Origin of the sequence: Candidatus Symbiopectobacterium sp. NZEC151, from assembly GCF_025962655.1 — a bacterium.
Taxonomy (GTDB): Bacteria; Pseudomonadota; Gammaproteobacteria; order Enterobacterales; family Enterobacteriaceae; genus Symbiopectobacterium.
This window is the reverse complement of the sequence record NZ_JAGFPE010000001.1, coordinates 367,495-386,387: the sequence shown is the minus strand read 5'-3', so window position 1 is coordinate 386,387 and position 18,893 is coordinate 367,495. Positions and strand designations below refer to the sequence as shown.

General features: G+C 54.8%; 21 protein-coding genes and 1 riboswitch. Of the genes, 6 read left to right on the top strand and 15 right to left on the bottom strand.

All coding sequences use genetic code 11. The features are described 5' to 3' along the window. The first annotated feature begins 326 nt into the window (after positions 1-326). From cecR to J5067_RS01735, 5 genes are read left to right on the top strand one after another with little or no spacing between them, the layout of a single operon-like run. The gene (gene cecR, locus J5067_RS01755; protein WP_264650288.1) at positions 327-1,007 is read left to right on the top strand and encodes a transcriptional regulator CecR; all 681 of its coding nucleotides are present in this window, start codon (positions 327-329) and stop codon (positions 1,005-1,007) included. A 32-nt stretch (positions 1,008-1,039) separates the two neighbouring features. Beyond that, positions 1,040-2,038, top strand: coding sequence for a secretion protein HlyD (hlyD, locus tag J5067_RS01750; protein ID WP_264650287.1), 999 nt, complete (start codon positions 1,040-1,042; stop codon positions 2,036-2,038). Then, positions 2,035-3,777: an ATP-binding cassette domain-containing protein gene (locus J5067_RS01745; protein WP_264650286.1), complete on the top strand. Its 1,743-nt coding sequence runs from the start codon at positions 2,035-2,037 to the stop codon at positions 3,775-3,777. The genes hlyD and J5067_RS01745 overlap by 4 nt, the downstream gene beginning before the upstream one ends. Next, complete coding sequence (locus J5067_RS01740; RefSeq protein WP_264642129.1) at positions 3,764-4,930, top strand: ABC transporter permease; 1,167 nt, start codon at positions 3,764-3,766, stop codon at positions 4,928-4,930. The genes J5067_RS01745 and J5067_RS01740 overlap by 14 nt, the downstream gene beginning before the upstream one ends. An 11-nt stretch (positions 4,931-4,941) precedes the next feature. Continuing rightward, positions 4,942-6,048 carry an ABC transporter permease gene (locus J5067_RS01735; protein ID WP_264650285.1) on the top strand — a complete coding sequence of 369 codons (1,107 nt, stop codon included), beginning with the start codon at positions 4,942-4,944 and terminating at the stop codon, positions 6,046-6,048. 23 nt (positions 6,049-6,071) lie between these two features. On the opposite strand, the gene J5067_RS01730 is transcribed toward J5067_RS01735, so the two are convergent. From J5067_RS01730 to J5067_RS01690, 9 genes are all read right to left on the bottom strand, one after another. Continuing rightward, complete coding sequence (locus J5067_RS01730) at positions 6,072-6,470, bottom strand: type II toxin-antitoxin system MqsA family antitoxin (RefSeq protein WP_264642127.1); 399 nt, start codon at positions 6,468-6,470, stop codon at positions 6,072-6,074. A 1-nt stretch (position 6,471) separates the two neighbouring features. Next, positions 6,472-6,768, bottom strand: coding sequence for a type II toxin-antitoxin system MqsR family toxin (locus J5067_RS01725; RefSeq protein ID WP_264650284.1), 297 nt, complete (start codon positions 6,766-6,768; stop codon positions 6,472-6,474). Positions 6,769-6,941: 173 nt separating this feature from the next. Then, a complete protein-coding gene (locus J5067_RS01720; protein WP_264650283.1) occupies positions 6,942-7,652 on the bottom strand; it encodes a Bax inhibitor-1/YccA family protein in 711 nt (236 codons plus the stop codon). Positions 7,653-7,789: 137 nt separating this feature from the next. After that, positions 7,790-8,257: a molybdopterin synthase catalytic subunit MoaE gene (gene moaE, locus J5067_RS01715; RefSeq protein ID WP_264650826.1), complete on the bottom strand. Its 468-nt coding sequence runs from the start codon at positions 8,255-8,257 to the stop codon at positions 7,790-7,792. 2 nt (positions 8,258-8,259) lie between these two features. Beyond that, positions 8,260-8,505, bottom strand: a complete 246-nt coding sequence (gene moaD / locus J5067_RS01710) for a molybdopterin synthase sulfur carrier subunit (RefSeq protein ID WP_264642125.1) — start codon at positions 8,503-8,505, stop codon at positions 8,260-8,262. Further along, complete coding sequence (moaC, locus tag J5067_RS01705; protein ID WP_264650282.1) at positions 8,502-8,987, bottom strand: cyclic pyranopterin monophosphate synthase MoaC; 486 nt, start codon at positions 8,985-8,987, stop codon at positions 8,502-8,504. The genes moaD and moaC overlap by 4 nt, the downstream gene beginning before the upstream one ends. Before the next feature lie 2 nt (positions 8,988-8,989). Further along, positions 8,990-9,508, bottom strand: coding sequence for a molybdenum cofactor biosynthesis protein B (gene moaB, locus J5067_RS01700; RefSeq protein ID WP_264650281.1), 519 nt, complete (start codon positions 9,506-9,508; stop codon positions 8,990-8,992). 32 nt (positions 9,509-9,540) lie between these two features. Then, a complete protein-coding gene (moaA, locus tag J5067_RS01695) occupies positions 9,541-10,530 on the bottom strand; it encodes a GTP 3',8-cyclase MoaA (RefSeq protein ID WP_264650280.1) in 990 nt (329 codons plus the stop codon). Beyond that, positions 10,518-10,667: riboswitch (molybdenum cofactor riboswitch) on the bottom strand. Its footprint overlaps the gene before it by 13 nt. A 47-nt stretch (positions 10,668-10,714) precedes the next feature. Then, positions 10,715-10,873: a hypothetical protein gene (locus tag J5067_RS01690; RefSeq protein ID WP_264642122.1), complete on the bottom strand. Its 159-nt coding sequence runs from the start codon at positions 10,871-10,873 to the stop codon at positions 10,715-10,717. A 31-nt stretch (positions 10,874-10,904) separates the two neighbouring features. Here J5067_RS01690 and yvcK point away from each other — a divergent pair, with 31 nt between their 5' ends. After that, positions 10,905-11,813, top strand: coding sequence for a uridine diphosphate-N-acetylglucosamine-binding protein YvcK (gene yvcK / locus J5067_RS01685; RefSeq protein ID WP_264650279.1), 909 nt, complete (start codon positions 10,905-10,907; stop codon positions 11,811-11,813). A gap of 18 nt (positions 11,814-11,831) precedes the next feature. Here the strand turns inward: yvcK and J5067_RS01680 are convergent, their stop codons facing one another. The 6 genes from J5067_RS01680 to bioF all read right to left on the bottom strand — a co-directional run bounded on the left by J5067_RS01680 (position 11,832) and on the right by bioF (position 18,890). Next, entirely contained in the window at positions 11,832-12,266 is a 435-nt protein-coding gene (locus J5067_RS01680) for a VOC family protein (RefSeq protein WP_264628306.1), read from the bottom strand. 26 nt (positions 12,267-12,292) lie between these two features. Beyond that, positions 12,293-14,305 carry an excinuclease ABC subunit UvrB gene (gene uvrB, locus J5067_RS01675; protein WP_264642119.1) on the bottom strand — a complete coding sequence of 671 codons (2,013 nt, stop codon included), beginning with the start codon at positions 14,303-14,305 and terminating at the stop codon, positions 12,293-12,295. A 1,217-nt stretch (positions 14,306-15,522) separates the two neighbouring features. Next, positions 15,523-16,176 (bottom strand): hypothetical protein, encoded by a 654-nt coding sequence (locus tag J5067_RS01670; RefSeq protein WP_264650278.1) that lies wholly within the window; start codon positions 16,174-16,176, stop codon positions 15,523-15,525. Between the two features lie 114 nt (positions 16,177-16,290). Further along, entirely contained in the window at positions 16,291-16,971 is a 681-nt protein-coding gene (gene bioD, locus J5067_RS01665; protein WP_264628838.1) for a dethiobiotin synthase, read from the bottom strand. Beyond that, on the bottom strand, positions 16,964-17,725 hold the full coding sequence (gene bioC, locus J5067_RS01660) for a malonyl-ACP O-methyltransferase BioC (protein ID WP_264642116.1): 762 nt from the start codon (positions 17,723-17,725) through the stop codon (positions 16,964-16,966). Before bioC ends, bioD begins: the two co-directional genes overlap by 8 nt. Next, positions 17,718-18,890: an 8-amino-7-oxononanoate synthase gene (gene bioF, locus J5067_RS01655; RefSeq protein ID WP_264650277.1), complete on the bottom strand. Its 1,173-nt coding sequence runs from the start codon at positions 18,888-18,890 to the stop codon at positions 17,718-17,720. Before bioF ends, bioC begins: the two co-directional genes overlap by 8 nt. Between the last annotated feature and the right edge of the window lie 3 nt (positions 18,891-18,893).

Sequence of the window (18,893 nt, the reverse complement as noted above, 5' to 3'; positions counted from 1 at the left end):
AACTCCAGATCCACCCTGACCGAGCCAAAGCCGGTGCAGTTTCCAGGGGGAACATCAGGCGGGTTTGCTGAGCCACCATCAACCAAGGAATAACGACGTGAGCAACAACCACAATGAACGGGCACAAACTACGGTGCATAAGGCCGCTAGTGTAACAGAGATTTCACCTTCCTGATATGCCATCCTGATAGCTACTATTCTGAATTATTCGCGTCAGTGCCATCGAGCAGATACGGGCTCACATTCAGCAACGTGATGGTAATCACGTATAAAAAACGAGAATAGGCTAAATTTAATCATACGATTGATTAAAAAGGCGGCATGCCATGTTATTTCAGGCAACATCGTCCACACGTGGCGATCACACCAAGCAGCGACTGTTACAGGCAGCCCTTGAAGTGTTTGGCGAGTTTGGCCTGCAAGCCGCCACCACGCGCGATATTGCCCGCCGTGCCGGGCAGAACATCGCGGCCATCACCTATCATTTTCACTCCAAAGAGGGGTTATATCGTGCGGTAGCAAGCGCTAGTGCCGATGAAGTGGCGCACACCTATCTCCCTTTGCGCGCAGAAATTACCGAGTACCTGCAACAGCCCGCAGGCACGCCAGAGCGTTACATGGCTTATCTGCAAAAACTGGTACTGAATTTTACCCGGTTGATGACCAGCCCGGAAACCTTACACTTCAGCCGCTTTATGTCGCGCGAGCAGTTGTCACCGACGGATGCCTACCCGCTGATGCACGAGCGCATTATCGCGCCCATGCACCAGTTGATGACACAACTGGTCGCCGGTTACACCGGGTTAGACAGCAACGATCGTAGAACCGTTATCCACGCCCATGCGCTGATCGGTGAAGCGCTGGCGTTCCGCGTTGCTCGGGAAACCATACGCCTACGTGCGGGCTGGGACGACATCGGCCTGGAACAGAGTCTGGTGATTAACGACGTGGTGACACAACACATAACACTGGTGCTTGACGGCCTGAGAGCCGCACATCATCGCTGATGCCTTCAGCCGGTCAAAAAGGGACGCCTTTCATGAATAAAGTTAAATCGCGCGTGACCATCGTGGTGCTTTTGCTGCTGGCAGCCGCACTCTATGCGGGCTGGACGCACTATGCGCACCGCGACACCCCCATCACGCTGTACGGTAACGTGGATATTCGCACGGTGAATCTGGCATTTCGCGTCAGTGGACGTCTGGCAACCTTGCAGGTGGATGAGGGCGACAGCGTCAAGGCGGGACAGGCGATCGCGGCGCTGGATGCCGCACCGCACCATAATGCGCTGCGTCAGGCTGACGCCAATGTTGCCAGCGCGGCGGCCCAGTTGGCACTGCTTGCGGAAGGTTACCGGCGTGAAGAAGTCGCTCAGGTGCGTTCTCAAGTGGACCTGGCGCAGGCGGCCTATGATTACGCCGACCGTTTCTATCAACGCCAGCAAGGCATGTGGGGCAAAGGTGCCGTGGCACAAAATACGCTGGATGATGCCCGCTCGGCGCGTCAGCAGGCACTTGCTACGCTGCAAGCCGCTAAACAGAAATTGAGCCAATTCGAAAGCGGTAACCGCCCGCAGGAAATTACCACCGCCGAGGCTGCACTGGCGCAAGCACAAGCGGCACAGGCACAGGCCATTCTCGATCTGAGCGATACCACGCTAACAGCCCCTTCTGATGGCGTGATCCTCACACGCGCCGTAGAAGCAGGCAGCATGCTAAGCGCGGGCGGCACCGTATTCACCCTCTCGTTAACCCGCCCGGTATGGATTCGCGCCTACATTGACGAGCCGCAGCTCGGGCAAGCGAAACCGGGACGAGACGTGCTGATTTACACGGACAGTCGCCCAGACCGCCCCTACCACGGCACGGTCGGATTTGTATCACCGAGCGCAGAATTCACCCCGAAAAGCGTAGAAACACAAGCGTTACGCACCGATCTGGTTTACCGGTTGCGTATTATCGTGAGCGATCCGGACGACCTGCTGCGCCAGGGTATGCCGGTAACGTTGCGCTTCGCCGCTGACAACGTAACGCCATGAACAGCCCCTTGCCGAGCATTACGCTGGATGGGGTAGAGAAAACCTTCCCTGACAGCACCACGCCCGCGCTGAAACCGCTGACGGCCACGCTTGATGCCGGTGCGGTTATCGGCCTGGTGGGGCCGGACGGCGCGGGTAAAACGACGTTGATTCGCATGCTGGCCGGTTTGTTAACGCCGAGCAGCGGGACCCTGCGCGTAATGGGGCTCGATCCAGTACAGGATGACCGGCAACTGCACGCCATCCTCGGTTATATGCCGCAAAAGTTCGGGCTGTATGAAGACCTGAGCGTGATGGAAAACCTGACGCTTTACGCCGACCTGCGCGGCATTATCGGCACACAGCGGCAGGACACCTTTGAACGATTGCTGACTTTTACCGACCTCACGCGCTTTACCACGCGTCTGGCCGGAAAGCTTTCTGGCGGCATGAAGCAAAAGCTGGGGCTGGCCTGTACCCTGCTGGGCCAGCCTAACGTGCTGTTGCTGGATGAGCCGGGCGTCGGGGTTGATCCCATTTCGCGGCGCGAGCTGTGGCGCATGGTGCATGAACTCGCCGACGACGGCATGCTGATCCTGTGGAGCACCTCTTATCTTGATGAAGCAGAACAGTGTCGTGATGTGCTTCTGCTGAATAACGGCGAACTGCTGTATCGCGGCGCGCCGCAAGATCTTACTGCCACCATGGCCGGGCGCTGTGTGTTGGCGCATGCCGATGGCGTTGCACACCGCACGCTGCTGCAACAGGCATTGCAACATCCCGCGGTCAGCGATGGCGTGATTCAAGGCAAGTATTTACGCCTGATGCTTAAGGCAGGCGCAACCCCGAACAGCCTGTGTGATACGCTCCCGCTGACGCCGGACAACATCGACGTGACAGCGCCCCGTTTTGAGGATGCCTTTATCGACCTGTTGGGCGGCGGCCCGAAAGGCGATTCGTCACTGGCGCGTATTATGCCGCTCATCCCCGATGACGGCGACGACAAGGTGATTGAAGCCCGTCATCTGACCAAAAAATTCGGCGAATTTGTCGCCACCGATCGAGTCGATTTTACCGTGCGACGCGGCGAGATTTTTGGCCTGCTGGGCCCCAACGGCGCAGGGAAATCAACCACCTTCAAGATGATGTGTGGCCTGCTCACGCCCAGTGAAGGCCATGCGCGCGTGCTGGGCATGGACCTTAACATCAGCTCAGGCAAAGCGCGTCAGCATCTGGGCTACATGGCACAAAAATTTTCCCTGTACGGTAACCTGACAGTAGAACAAAATCTGCGTTTCTTCTCCGGCGTCTACGGTCTACGTGGCCGCCAGCAACGCGACAAAGTCGCGGCCATGACACAGGCATTCAACTTTGCGCCAATAAGCCGACAAACACCCGATGCCCTGCCGCTTGGATTCAAACAGCGCTTAGCCCTGGCCTGCGCTTTAATGCACGAACCGGATATCCTGTTCCTTGATGAACCCACCTCCGGCGTCGATCCCCTCACCCGCCGTGAGTTCTGGATGCACATCAACGGTATGGTCAATCGGGGCGTGACCGTCATGGTGACCACGCACTTTATGGATGAAGCGGAATATTGCGATCGTATCGGTCTGGTTTATCGCGGCAAACTGATTGCCAGCGGAACACCCGATGCCTTAAAGCAGCAGGTTGTTACGCCAGACATGCCCGATCCCACCATGGAGCAGGCGTTTATCGCCCTGATTCATGCCTACGACACGGAGAATGCACATGACTAACGCTAACAGCAAACCCGTGTCGGGCAGCACCACCTTTTCATGGCGGCGCTTGCGGGCATTGTGTCGCAAAGAGAGCAAGCAGATCGTGCGCGATCCCAGCAGCAGCCTGATTGCATTTGTCATCCCATTGATGTTGTTGTTTATTTTTGGCTATGGCATCAATCTCGATTCCAGTCGCTTACGCGTCGGTATTCTGCTGGAAGAACAGAGTGAAGCGGCGCGTGATTTGGCCCAAACCTTTGCCGCCTCCCCCTATATTGAACCGACCATCAGCCGCGACCGCCAGACGTTGATTCAGTTGATGCAGGCGGGACGTATTCGCGGTTTGGTCACTATCCCCAGCGACTTTGCCGAACAGTTATCACGACCCGGAGGGTTGGCCCCGCTACAGGTGATCACCGACGGCAGCGAGCCGAATACCGCCAATTTCGTTTCCGGCTATGTGCAAGGGGTCTGGAAGGTCTGGCAGGAGCAGCGCGCGTTGGCTCAGGGGGGAACATTTTCACAACCGATTGAAGTACAGCTACGCTATTGGTTTAACCCGGCAGCCGTCAGCCAGCACTTTATCATTCCCGGTGCCATCACCATTATCATGACCGTCATTGGTGCCATCCTGACCTCGTTGGTAATAGCCCGAGAATGGGAGCGCGGCACCATGGAAGCGCTGCTGTCAACCCAGGTCACGCGCGCAGAGCTGCTGCTGGCCAAGCTGATCCCCTACTATGGCTTGGGCATGATAGCCATGGTGCTGTGCATGGTGGTGGCCGTCTTCGTATTGCGTGTTCCCTATCGCGGATCGCTCTGGATACTGTTTGGCATCAGCAGCCTGTTTCTCGCCTGCACCCTCGGCATGGGGCTGCTGATTTCCACCCTGACGCGCAACCAGTTCAATGCAGCGATGGTGGCACTGAACGCCGCGTTCTTGCCGGCAGTCATGCTCTCCGGATTTATCTTTGAAATTGACAGCATGCCAGCGCTGGTACGCGCCGTCTCCTACGTTATCCCCGCACGCTATTTCGTCAGTACGCTGCAAAGCTTGTTCCTCACGGGTAACGTGGTCAGCATCTTGCTGGTCAATCTCGGCTTTTTAAGCCTTGCCACGCTGTTTTTCATCGGGCTGACCGCGTTAAAAACGCGGCGCAGACTGGATTAGGAGGGATCGCGATGTTTTACCGCTTATGGACGCTGATCGTCAAAGAGCTACAATCGCTGCTGCGCGAACCGCAAACCCGTAGCCTGCTGGTGCTCCCGGTAGTGCTTCAGGTCTCTCTGTTCCCGTTCGCCGCGACGCTGGATGTCACCAATGCCACCATCGCTATTTACAGTGAAGACAGTGGACCCGCATCAATTGAACTGACACAGCGCATTGCCAACGCGCGCACCTTTTCTCAGGTATTGACCCTGCGCAGCCCACAGGCCATTGCGCCTACTATCGACAATCAGAAAGCGTTGCTGCTGGTGCGGTTCCCGCCCGACTTCTCGCGCGACCTTGCCCACGGCAGCAGCACCTCGCTTCAGGTGATTCTCGATGGACGGCGTTCTAACAGCGCGCAAATTGCGGCAAATGACATACAGCAGATTGTTCAGGATTACGAGCGGGAGTTGATGGCAGGAAAAACGCGCAGCAACCAGAGCGAGCTGGTGGTCCGTCACTGGTATAACCCCAATCTGAACTACAAGTGGTTTGTGGTGCCTTCGCTTATCGCCATGATCACTACCATCGGAGTGTTGATTGTGACAGCGCTCTCTGTAGCGCGCGAACGTGAGCAGGGAACGTTGGATCAACTGCTGGTGTCACCGCTGGCGACCTGGCAAATATTCGTTGGTAAAGCGGTCCCGGCGCTGATTGTCGCCACCGGCCAGGCCACCATCGTGCTGCTGGCTGGGATCTTCGCTTACCACATCCCGTTTGCCGGTTCACTGCTGCTGTTCTATGGCGCTATGCTGCTGTACGGCTTGTCGCTGGTGGGATTTGGTTTACTGATTTCGTCGCTGTGCGCCACGCAGCAGCAAGCGTTTATCGGCGTGTTCGTCTTTCTGATGCCCGCCATCCTGCTCTCAGGCTACGTCTCACCGGTGGAAAACATGCCGCTGTGGCTACAGAACCTGACCTGGGTAAATCCCATCCGCCATTTCACTGACATCACCAAGCAGATTTACCTTAAAGGAGCCGATTTCAGCGTGATATGGCACAGCCTGTGGCCGTTGCTGGCTATTACTGCGACCACTGGCAGCGCGGCCTACGGGTTGTTTCGGCGAAATATGTCGTGAACCGTCATCGATTTTTGCTCAACTCAACCACAGATTTCGCTTAGCAACTCAGGGTGACGATCGAGAAGTCTCAGCAATTTCACCGTAGAAGGATGCGGCTGAGATTTTCCCGCTTCATACCGGTAAAATGCGTTATCACCGCCACCAAATATCCGCCCGGCTTCACGTTGCGATAATTCGAGTTTCTTTCGTACGTTCATGATATACGCCGGTTTGACCGTATCATTGATGATCGAATTCTTAAACTCGACCACTTTCGCCATGTACTCGGCCGACTCGGCTTTGTCCATCACGGCTTCACCACACTGAGGGCAATGTGACGCTCGAATTTGCTGCAAGATCGTTTTTTTACCCCGCCATGAATACGGAACATCTTTTACAGTTTGCTCCATGTCGGCACCGCCACACTGAGGACATTTCATTCTACTTCTCCTTAAATGAGACGATGAGTACATCATCGAGTACCGTCACTTTCATATAAAACCTGATACCCTTTATCATCGGTCGATACACATCCTGCCACACCGTATGATCGTGGTATGTGGTCATACTCTTGTAAAAATCCTGACGGGTCAGTGCCACGATTACGGCACACATTCCATCAAAATCGAGATTCAGTTCGTCAGCTGAATCAAGCGCCGATCGTGTTGCCCTGACTTTTCCCTCTGCAACCATGGCCTGCACGACGTGCAGACGGGTATGTGGAGTTTTCTTTTCCATCTGCGCATCCATGCTCGGTATCAATAAAATTGTAACCCATTAGGTTACATCCATCAAAATATAATCACCAAGTAGGTTACAAACCTCAACGTCAACCCTACGGTAATGGCCACGTTACGCCCAAAAAAAAACCCCGCACGTATTACGCACGGGGCGATTTGTCTTGTTGCGTCTTAGCGGCGGTTGCCGAAGATACGCAGCAGCATCAGGAACAGGTTGATAAAATCCAGATAGAGCGTCAATGCGCCGACGATGGCATATTTGCGGAAATTGTCACTTTCGTCGGCAGAGAGTTGCTCACCGATATTTTTCAATTTTTGCGTGTCGTAGGCCGTCAAACCCACAAACACCACCACGCCGATATAGGTCACGGCCCACATCAAGGCATCGCTTTTCAGCCAGATATTGACCAACGACGCCAGCACGATACCGATCAGGCCCATAAACAGCATGCTGCCCAGGCCGCTCAGATCGCGTTTGGTGGTGTAACCGTACAGGCTCATGGCGCCAAACATCCCCGCCGTAATGACAAAGGTGCTGGCGATCGATTGCCCTGAATAGAGAATAAAGATGCTGGAGAGCGTCAACCCGGTCAACGCCGAATAGAGCATAAACAGCCCTGTCGCCACGCTACCGCTCAAGCGCTGTACCATGCCGGAAATCACAAACACCAATCCCAACTGAGCAATGATCAGCCCGAAAAAGGTAATCCGGCTGGAAAAGACGAAACTCATTATCGCGGGGGATTGTGCCGCATACCAGGAAACAAACGCCGTCAGCAATAAACCGCAGGTCATCCAGCCATAAACCTGCGCCATATACGCCTGAAGGCCGCTATTAGCGCGTTCGACTATCGAATCGCCTGAACGAGGGAACCGATCCATGATACTACCCTTACGTTGCTGTCTGGCATCGCAGACAGAGATTGTGACTCGGGCGTGCATCGCCCACCATTGATAAGTGTATCACATGGCGCTGTGCCGCATGTGGCGAAAATCACGCCAACATCAACGAACGTTAATTACCAGCGTTCAGCCGCGGCATGGTCACTGTCACGCGCATCCACCCAGCGATCGCCTTCTGGCGTCGCTTCCCGTTTCCAGAACGGCGCGCGGGTTTTCAGGTAATCCATGATAAATTGCGCAGCGTCAAAGGCAGCCTGACGATGCGCCGCACTCACGCCAACAAACACGATCTCATCGCCAGGAAAGAGCGGCCCGACACGGTGGATCACATAGACACGCGGCAACGCCCAGCGTTCTCTGGCTTGCTCAACGATCTCCGCCAGCGCTTTCTCTGTCATTCCCGGATAGTGCTCCAGCGTCAAGGCACTCACATCGCTAGCCAGATTGTGGTTGCGCACTTTGCCGGTGAACGTGACCACGGCACCGTCTTCGTCACATTGCGCCAGCCACTGATAGGCCTGCCCCACGTCAAACGGCGCGGTGCCGACCTCAATACGGGTTTCAGGTTGTGGGTTCACTGACATCATCAGCCTCCGGTTACCGGTGGAAAAAACGCCACTTCATCACCATCACGCAGCGGATGTGAGGGCTCGACCAACGTCTGGTTCACTGCCGTCAGCAGTTTGCCGGATTCCAGCGCCAGCGCCCAGCGTTCACCGCGCGCGGCCAGCGCCTGACGCAAATCCTCCACGTTGGGAAATTCCGCAGGGAGGCTAAGCGAATCCGTTTGCGTCAGTTCCCGAACCTGCGCGAAAAACAGCACGTTGATCATTTCACCTCCGCCTGAAAATCTCCGGATTTACCACCGCTCTTTGCCAACAACCGCACGGGGCCGATAATCATGTCTTTTTGCACCGCTTTGCACATGTCATAAATGGTCAACGCGGCTACCGAGGCGGCGGTCAGCGCTTCCATCTCCACGCCGGTTTTACCGGTTAAACGGCACAGCGATTCGATACGCACCCGATTGTGCTCGGGCTCGGCCGTCAGTTCCACCGCCACTTTGCTTAACAGCAGAGGATGACACAGCGGAATCAGTTCCCAGGTGCGTTTGGCCGCCTGAATCCCGGCAATACGCGCGGTGGCGAACACATCACCTTTGTGGTGCTGCCCATTGATAATCATCGACAGTGTTTGCGCTGACAGCGTGACGAAGGCTTCCGCGCGCGCCTCGCGCACCGTTTCGGCTTTTGCTGATACGTCCACCATGGTGGCTTCGCCGGCGGCATTAATATGGGTGAACTGAGATGACATGGTTAATTCAATTTCTTTAAATGGGGGAAAAAATTGCACGGTTTTTGCCGGGCATCCAACTGTTCCTGAATGATACGTTCCCAGGCGGTGCGACACGCACGTGTCGAGCCGGGTACGGCGAAGATAACCGTTTGGTTTGCCAGCCCAGCGACAGCACGGGATTGAATAGTGGCGGTGCCGATATCCTCATAGGAGACCATGCGGAACAGTTCACCAAAACCGTCAATCGAGCGATCGAACAGCGGCGAGATCGCTTCTGGCGTGACATCGCCAGCGGTGAAACCGGTGCCACCATTGATCACAATAACCTGCACCGTTTCGCTGGCAATCCAGGCGGTAACCTGCGCCTGAATCTGGTAGCGGTTCTCTTTGACAATGGCGCTGGCCACAATCTGGTGCCCGGCTTCTTGCGCCGCTTCGCGCAAATAGTCACCAGAGGTATCATCTTGCGCGGTGCGACGCGCAGAAACGGTCAATACCGCGATTTGCAGCGGAATGAAGTCATCACTGACTTTGCTCATATCACACACCTCTTCGAATTATTTAGGGTAAATCAGCCACCGATAAAAGAAAGGTTCTGCGTTATGCCGCTGTTGCCGTCATGCAGGAAGTGGGTCTGTTTTTTCAGCGATAGCCCACCCGCAATACGCAGCGCCAGGTCGTCCATTTGGCTGTCTTCCGCCAGCAGGTCACGCAAGGGAATGCCCTGTTCGCCGAACAGGCACAGGTGCAAGTTACCCACGGCAGACACGCGCAGACGGTTGCAGCTCAGGCAAAAATCTTTCTCGTACGGCATGATCAGACCGATTTCGCCCTGATAATCATCGTGACGGAACACCTGGGCTGGACCATCACTGCGGCCGCGCGGAGCCAGTTGCCAGCCTTGAGCCAACAACTTGTCGCGAATGACCGTTCCGGGCAGATGGTGGCGGGCAAACAGCTCCCTCCCCTCCCCGGTCTCCATCAGCTCAATAAAACGCAGTTGGATAGGGCGGTCCTTGATCCAGTGCAGAAACCCATTCAGCTGATTATCGTTCACATCACGCATCAGCACGGTGTTCACTTTGACTTTGGCAAAGCCGCAGTCAAAGGCGGCATCGATCCCGGCCATCACCTGATGAAACTTATCCTGCCCGGTGATCGCGTGAAACTGGCGGGCATCCAGACTATCAACGCTGACATTCAGCGCCGTTAGCCCGGCATCGCGCCATACAGCCACATCGCGCGCCAGCCGATAGCCATTGGTGGTTACCGCCAGGGTTTTGATCGAAGGATTTTCTCGGATGGCGGCCAAAATGTCGACAAAGTCACGCCTTAACGAAGGTTCTCCCCCGGTTAAACGCACTTTTTCCGTGCCGAGCGCAGCAAAAGCGCGGCTGACCCGACGGATCTCATCCAGAGAGAGAAAACGCTTGGTGGGTGCGCCAGAAGGCTGATAGCCCTCAGGCAAACAGTAGGTGCAACGAAAGTTGCATACATCTGTGATCGAAAGGCGCAAATAGTAAAACTTGCGCGCAAACGCATCCGTCAATTGACTTAGCATAAACACCTTTCCAAATTCGGGAGGCGCGGGCATTTCTCCCCTGCACCCTGGTGACCTCGAGGGCCACGGCCAGAGCACCGTATGATGCAGTCACTGCCACATCACTTAGGCACAAAGGCTAGGAGTCTGATTTTATCAAAGAAGAGTCTAACGTTACTCATGCATTACGTCACCCAGATAATCGTTATATATTTATGTATATAGCGGATATATAAAGGTTTTTTCTCTTCCACAGGACTTCAGCATAGTCGAAAAGTGGCGGAAAAAATTGTCGTAAATCATCCTGAAGCAAAGATTTTTGGTTTTTTTCGCCTTTATCAGGGAAATCAGCTACCTTAGCCACGTGAATTCCCCCTCTTTTGCAAAAGGTCTCTATGCGCAATCGCACGTTAGCCGATCTCGACAAGGTCGTCGCGCTGGGTGGCGGGCACGGCCTCGGTCGCGTCATGTCATCACTTTCCTCATTGGGTTCACGACTTACCGGCATTGTGACGACCACCGATAACGGCGGTTCAACAGGGAGGATCCGTCGCGCAGAGGGTGGTATCGCCTGGGGGGACATGCGCAACTGCCTGAATCAACTGATCACCAGCCCCAGCGTGGCCTCCGCCATGTTTGAATATCGTTTCACCGGCAGCGGCGAACTCGCCGGGCACAATCTGGGCAACCTGATGCTCAAAGCGCTGGATCACCTGAGCGTGCGACCGCTGGAAGCGATTAACCTGATTCGCGGACTGCTGAAGGTAGACGCGGTGCTGATCCCGATGTCAGAACACCCCGTCGATCTGGTGGCTACCGACAGCGGAGGAAACCAGATCTACGGTGAAGTGCAAATAGACAATCTGAACGTCCTGCCACAGGATCTGCAACTCCACCCGGTGGTCAAGGCGACCCAGGAAGCGATTGATGCCATCGATCAGGCCGATTTGATCCTGATTGGCCCAGGCAGCTTTCTGACCAGCCTGATGCCCCTGCTGTTGCTCGACGATCTGGCGCGCGCCCTGCGCCGCACGCCAGCGCAGATGGTCTATATCGGCAATCTCGGGCGTGAACTCAACCAGGCTGCTGCCCATATGACGCTGGCACAAAAGCTCGCCATGATCGAAACCAAGGTGGGACGTAAAGTGGTGGACGCAGTTATCGTCAGTCCACACACGCAGGTGCAAGGCATCAACGATCGTCTTATCGTGCAACAACCATTAAGCGCTGCCGACGTGCCGCACCATCACGATCGTGAACTGCTGCGCCAGGCGCTGGAAATTACCCTGCAACGCCTGGGCTAAAACCGCTCTGTCAGCGTGCTATTCGCTACGCAGCCACGGCGTATGGGTGACACCAATTAGCATGCCTTCGGGGCTGAGGAAACGCGTCACCCACTGCCCCCACGGTTCGAGCCGGTTATCCACCAGTAGGGTATAACCCGCCCGTTTAACCGCAGCGGTGGCGGTCGCCATATCCGCAACCTCAAACTCCAGCCAGCTTTGCGGCACGGTGACATCCTCCGGCCAGCGTTCAGTGCCAAAGCAAGACTGGCTCGCCTGCGCCAACGGCCACAGTGCAAAGTGCTTCACGCCCCCCAGGGTATCGGCCACCAGATAATCGCTCGACTCCCCCAATGGTTTAAGCGGTAAACCCAGCGTCTCCAGATAGAGCGCACGACTTGCCGCCGCGTCCGAAGCGATCGGGCCGAAGCCCGCGATAAACAGTACATCTACATCCGGTAGAGAAAATGTCATATCAGCACCTTGCCCTCACAGGGAAATCAGGATGCGGCGATAAATCGCTCACGTAAGGCATGAATCTGGTCACGCAACGCCGCCGCCTCTTCGAACTCCAAATTCTGCGCGTGCGTCATCATTTGACCTTCCAATTCACGAATCTTTTGCTCCAGCGCTTTTGGCGTCAGTGCATGATATTCTGCGGCTGGCTCAGCGGCTTTACGTCCGGCGCGGCCTTTGCCTTTCGCCGTCGGCTTGCCTAATTGCAGAATGTCATCGATCTTTTTGTTAAGACCGGTAGGCACGATGCCGTGCGCTTCGTTATACGCCTGCTGCTTCTCACGTCGCCGCTCCGTTTCCTGCATGGCGCGCTGCATTGACGGCGTTATCTTGTCGCCGTACAGAATGGCTTTACCATTGAGGTTACGTGCAGCACGTCCAATGGTCTGAATCAAGGAACGTTCCGAACGCAGGAAGCCCTCTTTGTCAGCGTCCAGAATCGCCACCAGCGATACTTCGGGCATGTCCAGCCCTTCCCTAAGCAGGTTAATGCCCACCAGCACATCAAATTCGCCCAGCCGCAGATCGCGGATAATCTCAACGCGCTCAACGGTGTCAATATCCGAGTGCAGATAGCGCACGCGCTCACCGTGCTCTTCCAGATATTCGGTGAGATCTTCCGCCATGCGTTTGGTTAACGTGGTGACCAGTACGCGCTCGTTCAACACAACGCGTTTGCGGATTTCAGACAACAAATCGTCCACCTGCGTCGCAACCGGACGGACTTCCAGTAACGGGTCAAGCAGCCCCGTAGGGCGCACCACCTGATCGACGACATCATCGCCGGAATGTTCCAATTCATAATTGCCGGGCGTCGCTGAGACATAGATGGTTTGCGGCGCGAGGGCTTGAAACTCCTCAAACTTCATCGGCCGGTTGTCGAGCGCCGACGGCAGACGAAAACCATACTCCACCAGCGTCTCTTTACGCGCCCGGTCACCGCGATACATGCCACCCAATTGCGGGATGGTCACGTGGGACTCATCGATCACCAGCAATCCATCGGCTGGCAGGTAGTCAAACAGCGTCGGTGGCGCCTCGCCCGGCCCGCGCCCGGAGAGATAACGTGAGTAGTTTTCGATACCGGAGCAATAGCCGAGTTCATTCATCATCTCGAGGTCGAATTGGGTGCGCTGTGTCAGACGCTGCTCTTCCAGCAGTTTATTGTTTTCCAACAATGTCTTGCGGCGCTCTGCGAGATCCACTTTGATATCTTCCATCGCCTGAAGAATGCGCTCACGCGGCGTGACATAGTGAGTCTTCGGGTAGATGGTATAACGCGGCACCGTTTGTAGCTGCTGACCGGTGAGCGGATCGAACAGCGTCAGGCGTTCAACCTCTTCATCGAACAGCTCGACGCGCAGCGCAATCTCATCGGATTCTGCCGGAAAAATATCAATCACTTCACCGCGCACGCGAAAAGTACCTCGCGTAAACGCCTGATCGTTTCGTGAATATTGTAGCTCAGTCAGTCGGCGTAAAATTGAACGCTGATCGATGATCATGCCGACCGTCAGGTGCAGCATCATTTTCAGATAGAGATCGGGATCGCCCAACCCGTAGATGGCAGAGACCGACGCCACAACCACCACATCGCGCCGCTCCAGCAGCGCTTTGGTGGCTGACAGACGCATCTGTTCAATATGCTCGTTGACCGACGCGTCCTTCTCGATAAAGGTGTCCGAACTGGGCACGTAGGCTTCGGGCTGGTAGTAATCGTAGTAAGAGACGAAATACTCTACCGCATTGTCAGGAAAAAACGCTTTCATCTCGCCATAGAGCTGCGCCGCCAGCGTTTTGTTGGGCGCCAACACCATGGTGGGACGGTTGAGATCCGCTATCACATTGGCAATGGTAAAGGTCTTTCCCGAACCGGTTACCCCCAACAACGTCTGATGCGCCAACCCCGCTTCCAACCCCTCTTCCAGCAGACGGATCGCTTCAGGCTGATCGCCTGAGGGGGTAAAATCGGAATGCAGTTTAAAGGGTTTGCTCATGAACAACCTGCCAGCCAGTGGACCAAACGTCGCGAAACCAAGCAACGCACAGTAACATTCAACAATGGGGATAAGGCGTCAAGCATAGCACTAACAGTGCATAGTACTAACAGTGCATAGTACTAACAGTGCGCCTCAGAAATTCGGTTAGCGACAGTATACTGGATATAAAAACAGCATCCAGTCATTTATTGATTAAAATGCGGTGAGGGGTAAACCTTCGGTCAGCGTCGGTGGGTTGCAAAAAAACGGCAAGATGGCGCAAAAAAAGCGCTAACACAGCGTTACCTATTTATCCAGTTAAAAATGTGCTATTTATCCCCAGAACGTACATTTGTCTTAACAAAGTGGTTTGACCAGTGTTGTAAAAACATGCAACCCTCAGTCAGGCGTAAATCGAGGCTTGATTTTAATTAACTGACTGATTTATATCTATTAAACAAAAAAGCAGAGAATCACATCAACTCAACCAAAACCCGCGCCAACTCTCGCTTGCCACCGTTTTTCTAAACCTAATGCACATGGTTATCCACAGAAGTAGTGGATAACTCCCACAAGCCCGCATGCCTGCTGCGTTAGTGAAATATCTTATCGCTATGGGGCTGCAGGAAATCAGGATATTTTTAGCGTTTTTGCGAGGATTTCACATCTGCATGGTTTTTTGCCGTTTTGCACAAAAAAGCGTCTTGGCGCACAAACTGGAGAGTCGAAGTAAGCAAACGTCAATCGAGAACAGAGTGACAGGCATAGCAGGAATTTGACCGCGATTTTGCGCGACCATGGTTTCGAAGCCCCATGGCCTTAAAATTATCGCAACCTAACAGACTTCGTGTTATAGGCGTGTTGGCTGTGCTCCTCAACCGGCCCATCGATAAACCTTATCTTAAACAAGACTGCCGGCAAATAACGTTCAAATCTATCCCCTAAGATCCTTTACCTGTGGCTATCATGAGAGCGTTCACAGGTGCGTAGCGGCTCCGAAGCGAACACGTAGGGCATGAGGGGGTCTAGCCCGACCCAAGACCAGAGTGGCAAACAATATCACCCTAATGAAATTGACGCTTCAGCGATGGGGAAGATATCTTCTCGGTGTTTAATAAAATACGGCAACGTCAATTGATATTGAAGGGAAATAAATGCAGCGGCATCTCATAGTCCAGTGATTGACCTATGAGATGCTTTTATTAACGCGTTTAAATACGATCTTTGATAGAAAATTATTTCCAGGATGGCTGAACAGGGATATCCTTACTTGATACAGAAAAAATCCCGCCTTCCTGTATGATATTGTTCACATCTTGAATATCAAGGAAGCCCAGAGCTTCATCTATAGCACTATCGACAGGATCATACTGTATATTAAGGGTACTAATATAATCCTCAACATTATCATCGATATAGTGATCATCGAACGCAAAGCAAGTATCCTCTCCATTGTCTTTCACAATGGTACTTGACGTATTCGCACCCCGCCTCATCATCGTTGTTGCGAGTGAAGACTTAAACTTATCACTCGGAACCTCACCTTTTTCCTCATGTTTACCCTTGCTGACGGTCACTATAACCATACCGTTCTCATTATTATTACCCGGCAGAGTAAAGGTTACTTTACAACCTTGAATGTCATTCAAAGCAATAGTTCCTGTACTTGTGAACTCATGCATTGCTTCTGAAGAATTTATAAGCTGCATAATATTATCATTAATCTGACGGTACAGTTCTTTGTTATCTTTGCGCACGCAACCAAAGGTAAAGAAATTAATAATATGCTCCAGCAATCCTTTGGGCGATATAGCCTTATTTATTGCTTCCTGATTTTCCACACCAGCTGCGCAAGCAGCCATATTGTAAAATGTACTAATACTTGTCATCACAACTCCCTTATCTGATAAGAAACACTTAACGAATAAGGGCACATTATTGTCAGGCGTTTACCTATCAGTAAGAAGGTTAATGCCTTATTTTTTGTTTCAGACAATAACGTATCAAACTCGCAGCAGTGCAATATCCAGATACGCCCCCAAATCCTGCGTAGAGGGCGCAGTAACGTAGGGAATTTCACCGAGCAACGGCGCAGAAAGATGATGTTGCAGCGTCTCCAGGTAGGCTTGATGCCAGCGTCCGGGTGGTTGAATGTCGTTAGCAATCCAGCCCGCCAGCGTCAATCCAGCCTGTGTAACGGCCTGAGCCGTCAGTAGGGCGTGGTTGATGCACCCCAGTTTGATACCCACCACCAGAATCACCGGCAGTTGCTCATGTTGTACCCAATCGGCAAACGTCCGCTGTGCGGTCAGTGGCGTGAACCAGCCACCGGCCCCTTCCACCAGCACCCAATCGGCCTTTTCGGTCAAGGCCGCCAGACCGCGCGACATCACCTCGAAATCAATTGGTCGCTGCTCAACCTTGCTCACGATATGCGGTGAGGTTGGCTCAATAAACACCAGCGGATTGACCTCATCGTAAGTAAGCGACACGCTGCTACACGCTTGCAGATGACAAGCATCTTCATTGCGTATGCCCTGCGGTGTCATCTCTGCCCCGGAGGCGACTGGCTTATAGCCCGCGCAGCGATACCCCGCCCGCGCTGCTGCCTGTAGCAATGCGCCGCTGGCGATGGTTTTGCCCACTTCAGTGTCTGTTCCGGTAATAAACCAACGTTTAGTCACGATAAATAATTCCATAAACCAGATGATAACTGAGGGGAAACCCGCCCGGTGCGGCAGGATAAACCTGCGCCAGCGCTTGCAAGCGTCGCCGGGTGAGCAAACCGCGCGAACGATCGCCATGGAGCCAGGTGGCACCAATCCCTTTCAGGGAGTGCATCACATCGCTCACGGTCGCAAAACGGTAGCTCAGCGTTTGCGGATAGAGCCGATGGCGATAGGGGCGACAGGCATCGGCGATCTGCGCCAACGGCAAAAAATCATTGACGCGTTTTGACCCATCCAACCGCAGCCACGCCTGAGCCAGCTCGCCAAGGGAGCCTTCAGCCAGCGTCGAAAACGCCACCGCGCCGCCGGGACGTGTGGCCCGATAGCAGGCCGCGATGGCACGCGGCAAATCCTCGCACCATTGCACCGCCAGATTGCTGAAGCAGAGATCGATACTGGCATCCGCTAACGGCAAATGCTCAATGTCACCTTGTACGTAGGCATCTGCACTTTGTTCAGCCACCGCCTGTTGCAACATGCCAGCAGACAGATCCAACGCGATCACCTGTTTACCCAGCGCGCGCCAACGTTGACTGAAATGCCCGGTGCCACAGCCCGCATCCAGTATCTGCTGTCCGGCAAGCGGTAGCGCCAGGGTCATCAGATGTTCACCGCTGGTGCGTTGCAGCTCGGCAAACCGGGTGTAGCGCTGCGCCGCACGGCCAAAAGCCTGGGCAATGGCCCGTTTGTTATGCAATTCATTACTCATTGACACCTTCCTGTTGCCCATGCGCCGCCGTGTGCAAAGCGGCAAGCAGGCGGGCGATGTCATCATCCGTGTGGCTGGCCGTCAGCGTAATCCGCAGCCGTGCACTGCCGGGCGGCACGGTAGGCGGACGCATCGCACTCACCCAGAATCCCTGTTGACGCAAACGCTGTGCCACGTGCAAGGCAGCGGCGTTGTCACCGACGATCAGCGGTTGAATGGCACTTTGCGATGGCATCAAGGTAAAGGGTAAATCCCCGGCCCCGGCGCGAAACTGAGCAATATGGTGGCCTAGCCTGTCACGCAGCGCGTCGCCCTGCTGAATGCAGGACAATGCCGCGCGCAATGCGCAAGCCTGAGCCGGTGGCATACTGGTGCTGTAGATCAGGTGACGGGCAAACTGTAAGAAGTAGTCGGCTACCGGTTCGCTGCACAACAGGGCGGCCCCGCTCGCGCCAAACGCCTTACCGAACGTCACGACCAGCAACTCAGGTTTTACCCCCTGCTGCCAGCAACTGCCGCGCCCCTGCTCGCCGCACACGCCTACCCCGTGCGCATCGTCCACCATCAGCCAGGCTCCGCGCGCCTGCGTCAACCCATGCAGTGCGCCCAGCGGCGCGCTGTCGCCGTCCATGCTGAAAATACCTTCCGTGACGGCAAGGGTTTCGCCCGGAGCATCTCCCTCCAGCAGGCGTTGCAGCGCCGCAGGCTGATTGTGTGCAAAGCGGCGCAAGGTGGCCGGTGACTGGGCGGCGGCTTCCAGTAAGGACGCATGGCTGAGCTTGTCTGCCAGAATGCGATCTTGCCCCTGCATCAGGGCAGCAACCACCGCCTGATTCGCGGCATAGCCGGAGATAAACAGCAGCGCACGCGGATAACCCAGCCATTGCGCCAGTTCGCCCTCCAACGCCGCATGCGCGTCGGTATAGCCCGTGACATGACCCGAGCCGCCGCTGCCCACGCCATAGCGCGTCGCACCGGTTTGCCAGGCGTCGATAATGGCAGGATGCTGGCTTAAGCCCAGGTAGTCATTGCTGGAGAAATTCAGGTAGCGCTGCCCCTGCTGCGTCAACCAACGCCCGCCCCCCTGATTAACAATGCGTGAGCGATAAGCGTCTTGTTCACGGCGCTGTTCCAGCGCCGCGTCTATCCGTTCTTGCCATCCCATGAT

Coding starts and splice junctions, on each gene's coding strand:
- cecR (WP_264650288.1), top strand. CDS start 327: ATGTTATTTCAGGCAACATCGTCCACACGTGGCGATCACACCAAGCAG.
- hlyD (WP_264650287.1), top strand. CDS start 1,040: ATGAATAAAGTTAAATCGCGCGTGACCATCGTGGTGCTTTTGCTGCTG.
- J5067_RS01745 (WP_264650286.1), top strand. CDS start 2,035: ATGAACAGCCCCTTGCCGAGCATTACGCTGGATGGGGTAGAGAAAACC.
- J5067_RS01740 (WP_264642129.1), top strand. CDS start 3,764: ATGCACATGACTAACGCTAACAGCAAACCCGTGTCGGGCAGCACCACC.
- J5067_RS01735 (WP_264650285.1), top strand. CDS start 4,942: ATGTTTTACCGCTTATGGACGCTGATCGTCAAAGAGCTACAATCGCTG.
- J5067_RS01730 (WP_264642127.1), bottom strand. CDS start 6,470: ATGAAATGTCCTCAGTGTGGCGGTGCCGACATGGAGCAAACTGTAAAA.
- J5067_RS01725 (WP_264650284.1), bottom strand. CDS start 6,768: ATGGAAAAGAAAACTCCACATACCCGTCTGCACGTCGTGCAGGCCATG.
- J5067_RS01720 (WP_264650283.1), bottom strand. CDS start 7,652: ATGGATCGGTTCCCTCGTTCAGGCGATTCGATAGTCGAACGCGCTAAT.
- moaE (WP_264650826.1), bottom strand. CDS start 8,257: ATGTCAGTGAACCCACAACCTGAAACCCGTATTGAGGTCGGCACCGCG.
- moaD (WP_264642125.1), bottom strand. CDS start 8,505: ATGATCAACGTGCTGTTTTTCGCGCAGGTTCGGGAACTGACGCAAACG.
- moaC (WP_264650282.1), bottom strand. CDS start 8,987: ATGTCATCTCAGTTCACCCATATTAATGCCGCCGGCGAAGCCACCATG.
- moaB (WP_264650281.1), bottom strand. CDS start 9,508: ATGAGCAAAGTCAGTGATGACTTCATTCCGCTGCAAATCGCGGTATTG.
- moaA (WP_264650280.1), bottom strand. CDS start 10,530: ATGCTAAGTCAATTGACGGATGCGTTTGCGCGCAAGTTTTACTATTTG.
- yvcK (WP_264650279.1), top strand. CDS start 10,905: ATGCGCAATCGCACGTTAGCCGATCTCGACAAGGTCGTCGCGCTGGGT.
- J5067_RS01680 (WP_264628306.1), bottom strand. CDS start 12,266: ATGACATTTTCTCTACCGGATGTAGATGTACTGTTTATCGCGGGCTTC.
- uvrB (WP_264642119.1), bottom strand. CDS start 14,305: ATGAGCAAACCCTTTAAACTGCATTCCGATTTTACCCCCTCAGGCGAT.
- J5067_RS01670 (WP_264650278.1), bottom strand. CDS start 16,176: ATGACAAGTATTAGTACATTTTACAATATGGCTGCTTGCGCAGCTGGT.
- bioC (WP_264642116.1), bottom strand. CDS start 17,725: ATGAGTAATGAATTGCATAACAAACGGGCCATTGCCCAGGCTTTTGGC.
- bioF (WP_264650277.1), bottom strand. CDS start 18,890: ATGGGATGGCAAGAACGGATAGACGCGGCGCTGGAACAGCGCCGTGAA.